This window comes from Nostoc sp. (assembly GCF_041747015.1).
Taxonomy (GTDB): Bacteria; Cyanobacteriota; Cyanobacteriia; order Cyanobacteriales; family Nostocaceae; genus Nostoc.
Window position 1 is genome coordinate 1 of sequence record NZ_JBGTFY010000269.1, and the last position, 3,758, is coordinate 3,758.

At 43.2% G+C, this 3,758-nt stretch carries 3 protein-coding genes; all 3 read left to right on the forward strand.

Features of this window, described 5'->3' with window-relative positions; all coding sequences use genetic code 11:
* Positions 1-1,027: 1,027 nt before the first annotated feature.
* The 3 genes from ACEW80_RS22055 (at position 1,028) to ACEW80_RS22065 (ending at position 3,526) form a co-directional block, all read left to right on the forward strand.
* Positions 1,028-1,663: a sulfotransferase family protein gene (locus tag ACEW80_RS22055; RefSeq protein ID WP_373528649.1), complete on the forward strand. Its 636-nt coding sequence runs from the start codon at positions 1,028-1,030 to the stop codon at positions 1,661-1,663.
* A 276-nt stretch (positions 1,664-1,939) separates the two neighbouring features.
* A complete protein-coding gene (locus ACEW80_RS22060) occupies positions 1,940-2,797 on the forward strand; it encodes a hypothetical protein (RefSeq protein ID WP_373528650.1) in 858 nt (285 codons plus the stop codon).
* Positions 2,798-3,370: 573 nt separating this feature from the next.
* Positions 3,371-3,526, forward strand: coding sequence for a hypothetical protein (locus ACEW80_RS22065; RefSeq protein WP_373528651.1), 156 nt, complete (start codon positions 3,371-3,373; stop codon positions 3,524-3,526).
* The last annotated feature ends 232 nt before the right edge of the window (positions 3,527-3,758 follow it).

The window sequence follows — 3,758 nt, forward strand, 5'->3', positions numbered from 1 at the left end:
ATGCTGCGATCGCGCCAAATTTGCCGTCTGCTTGGAAGTTCACCGCTATTTGATGTTTATCAGGAAATTTACGAACAAGTCTGACAGAAGTAACGCTACTAGGATTTGTTGAGAAGATGGCAAGGTTGGAGTTATCCCTGAGTTAATTGCGATCGCTTGCAGAGTTGCTCCAATTTACCTTTTGGTAAACTTCAAAGAAGGTGAGGCTGTGCTGTACGCCGATAGGATGCAAAGGTTAGTCAATCTTCCTAAAAGATTGTAAAAATCGGAGACACAACTCTTTCTTTAAGTCTCAAAAATCTGCAATGCTTTGAGACGATAATTACTATAGCTTCTAAAATAAGCTAGAAGGAATATAGTCTAATTCCAATGAGTTACACTAATTTGAAAACTGAAGAAAAAACTCTCAAAGTTTCGCGATTACTACCTCAGTATTCTTATACAAGTTACACTCCAAAGCTTCATTCTGAGCGTATCGAAGAACCTTCGAGATACTTCACTTCATCCAGTGCGTTCTGCTCGACATGGTATTTACGCTTGCTACTTCAGCTTTCAAGTATCTGAGCTGGAATTGGAGATACAACTGTCTGAATCATGTTCAGGAACATCGGTTACAAACTTCATCTTGTACAGTCAATTTGTCAAAGTCTTATATATTTCGTTCAACAAATTCCTTCTACAGCGCCTAGCCAAAATGGGAGACATAACTGTTTTGTTATATCTTAGAAAGAAGCTTCCTAAACTTGACTTTCTAAATTTGATTTTTTAGAAATGGACTAAGTGGATAAAAATCTATTGTTCATTTCTAAAAAGATGAATTTCCTTAGGAAGATAATTTCGGATTGGAAACGACGCCATTTGAACGGGATGAAAGCGATCGCAAACAGACCTCTCAGAAGCGTGTGGGCTTCCTACACTACCACTTTCTCTAGTTTTTACAACACAATCTACAAACTCGAAAAAGCCTTTAGTTTCAGGGGTTGAGCATTGACCCAGCCAGCAATGAGTTCCACTTTAAGGAGTTTCTATGAGCAAGATATTCGGGATTGGTCTATCTAAGACGGGAACAAGCAGCCTGCATAATGCACTGGAATTATTGGGGTACAGCAGTGTGCACTTTCCCTTAACGTGGGCAGCTTTCGATAGTCACGACGCAGCCAGTGACCTGCCCGTGGCGTGCCGGTTTAAGGAATTGGATGAGCGTTATCCAGGGTCAAAATTCATCCTGACTATCAGGGACATGAGGGGATGGCTGCAGTCTTGCGCTGATCATTTCGGTCACCGGGTGAAGCTCGAACAGTTCCCCGTTCAACTCAGGGTTATTTTCATGTGGCACAGGCAGCAGGTCTTTGGAACCGTAGGCTATGATCCAGTGCTGTTTGAGGAGGCCTACCTCCGACACCTAGAGCACGTTCAGCAGTACTTCCTCTCTAGACCCCAAGACTTACTGGTTCTCAACATCTGCGTGGGGGAAGGCTGGAAGAAGCTGTGCCCTTTCCTGGGGTACCCAATTCTCGAGGTTCCCTTTCCCCACAGCAACCGTGCTTCGAGCCTAACCAAGCCCAACCAAGATGGAAATAAGGGACAAATTCAGGGATTGGCAAAAGGTGACATTGAAGATCAAGGGAAATTCATTACCCAAATTTTCGGAGTGGCTACATAACGAGTTCCCACTCAACAGGAACTTTTGTCCTCAAAAAGCTTTTACAACACAACCAACTTATCTTAGTTTCACCTCTTGCACCAACTGTAGGACGGGCGGGACGCCCACCTCACAATAAAATCAACTTCTTATTAGAATGGGCATCTTGCCCATCCTCATCTTGAAAGGGGCAAGATCTAAGTTTTAGGTAGTTGTGACCAAAAGCCCGATTACTAATTTGACTTTTTCGATTTTAGTTTTGAGTAGACAATTTCAACTCTATTGCGTGAGGTACATATGAGAATTGCTTACTTTACTGCCGGGACAATCGGGGCGGGGCATCTAGCCCACGGCATTGCCATTTTACGTAGTCTTAAGCGGTCGGGATGTGCCGCCACTTATCAGATGTTCGGACCTAAGTTGCCCTACCAAGTAGCACAATTGGATAACTATCAAGTGGTTGATATTCACCCAGTAGAACTGCGAGAGCCGCTCAAAGTAGCAGAAAGCGCGTTAGTCTTGGCTCTTGAAGGTTTCCGTCCTGACCTTCTACTGGTGGACATGTTCTGGGCACCGCTGCGCTATATTCTTCCTCGATTGCAGTGCGAAGCTTGGCTATTAATTCGCTGCTGTCCGCCTCAATGGTTTATTGGCTCGGCTGAGATGCCCTTTGCGCCAGAGCAGTTCCAGCGCATCATCGGGATCGAACCATTGAATTATTCGTTACTCCATGAAGAGATTGACCCGATTGTTATTTGCAATCCGGATGAGTGTAAACCAAAGACTGCACTGCGGGAGCATCTTCGCGTTCCCGCTGACCAACCACTAGTGGTGGTTACGCAGGCAGGGTTACCTGGGGAATGCGAAGCAATATGCCCCAAGCTGGAAACTGGAGAACTCTTCCGCTTTAACATGCTTGCCCCAAACACGCTTTTCCCTCTTTGCGAATGGTTACCTGGGGCAGATGCAATCTATTGTGGAACTGGATATAATTCCTTCTGGGAAGCAGTGTGGCTGGGGTATGCTAACCGCACACATTTTACGCCCTTCGGGCGTCATATTGATGACCAGGCGTGGCGTCTGACATACTGCCAGAAGCATATGATGAAAGAAAATGGGGCCGACATCCTGGCTCGCTGGATTAAGGGTTCTTAGTACTATGAACCGCTTGCTAAAAGCGGATGAATTGTCTGATTTGAAACGGAGAGGACGGGTGGGACGCCATCGCATGACCTAATTTCAGCATAATATTAGCATTGTTTGAAATAACTTATCTTCTAGAAAAGAAAGATTGGTTATTTCTGTGATCGCCCAATCAACAACCTCATCTAAGCGGGTGATCGCAATTTAAATTAGGACTTTGATTATCTATCCTCTTTAGTTTTAACAGGCATAAAGGCTTTAATTATGTCTAAAGAATGAGCTTTATAAACTCGATTTATCAGTCGCTTAAACAGCATAAATTGTTTTAGAAAAGAGCGCTTAGAATTTCTGTGATCGCTGTCTCATTAGCCTCAGTTTATCAGGTAACCACTATCTCAATTAGTACTCTCACTCTCTAACTTTCTCTTTAAGCTTGAATAGACACAAAGTTTTATTTATGTCCCAAAAAGAAGCTTTGTAAACTTGATCCTTCAGCTTAATTAAGTAGTATTGAATCAAGATTACATAATCCAAAGTCGGAGCTCATTCAAGACAATCGCAACTCTACTTAGGAGGAATTTACAAATGGCTAGCATCAAGATTGGTGACTTGCAACCTACAGATTTTAATATGCATCATCTAAGTAGTAGTAACCTCAACAATATCACTGGAGGCTGCCTCCCATTCCCAGAGCCTCCTTGGGTATTCCCAGAGCCAAATTACCCAGAACCGGAGCCTTGACCATGTGAAACAGGACTTGTAGGATATTGGGGTTAATAGCAATTGAGGGATTTTTGAGCTGCTGAATCAGGTAATCAGACAGTAGTCCATGCTTGATTTGATAAATTGTCAGATACTTATACTTGTCCCCAGAGTTACATAATTCTAGGGGCTTTTCACTGTCAGACTTTGACAACAAAACCACTTTTTGATGTTCCTAAGATACTCTTTAAAGCCTTGATATTCTAACTTT

Bases quoted from the DNA above. Each gene is read 5' to 3' on its own strand.
- ACEW80_RS22055 (WP_373528649.1), top strand. From the start codon at position 1,028: ATGAGCAAGATATTCGGGATTGGTCTATCTAAGACGGGAACAAGCAGC.
- ACEW80_RS22060 (WP_373528650.1), top strand. From the start codon at position 1,940: ATGAGAATTGCTTACTTTACTGCCGGGACAATCGGGGCGGGGCATCTA.
- ACEW80_RS22065 (WP_373528651.1), top strand. From the start codon at position 3,371: ATGGCTAGCATCAAGATTGGTGACTTGCAACCTACAGATTTTAATATG.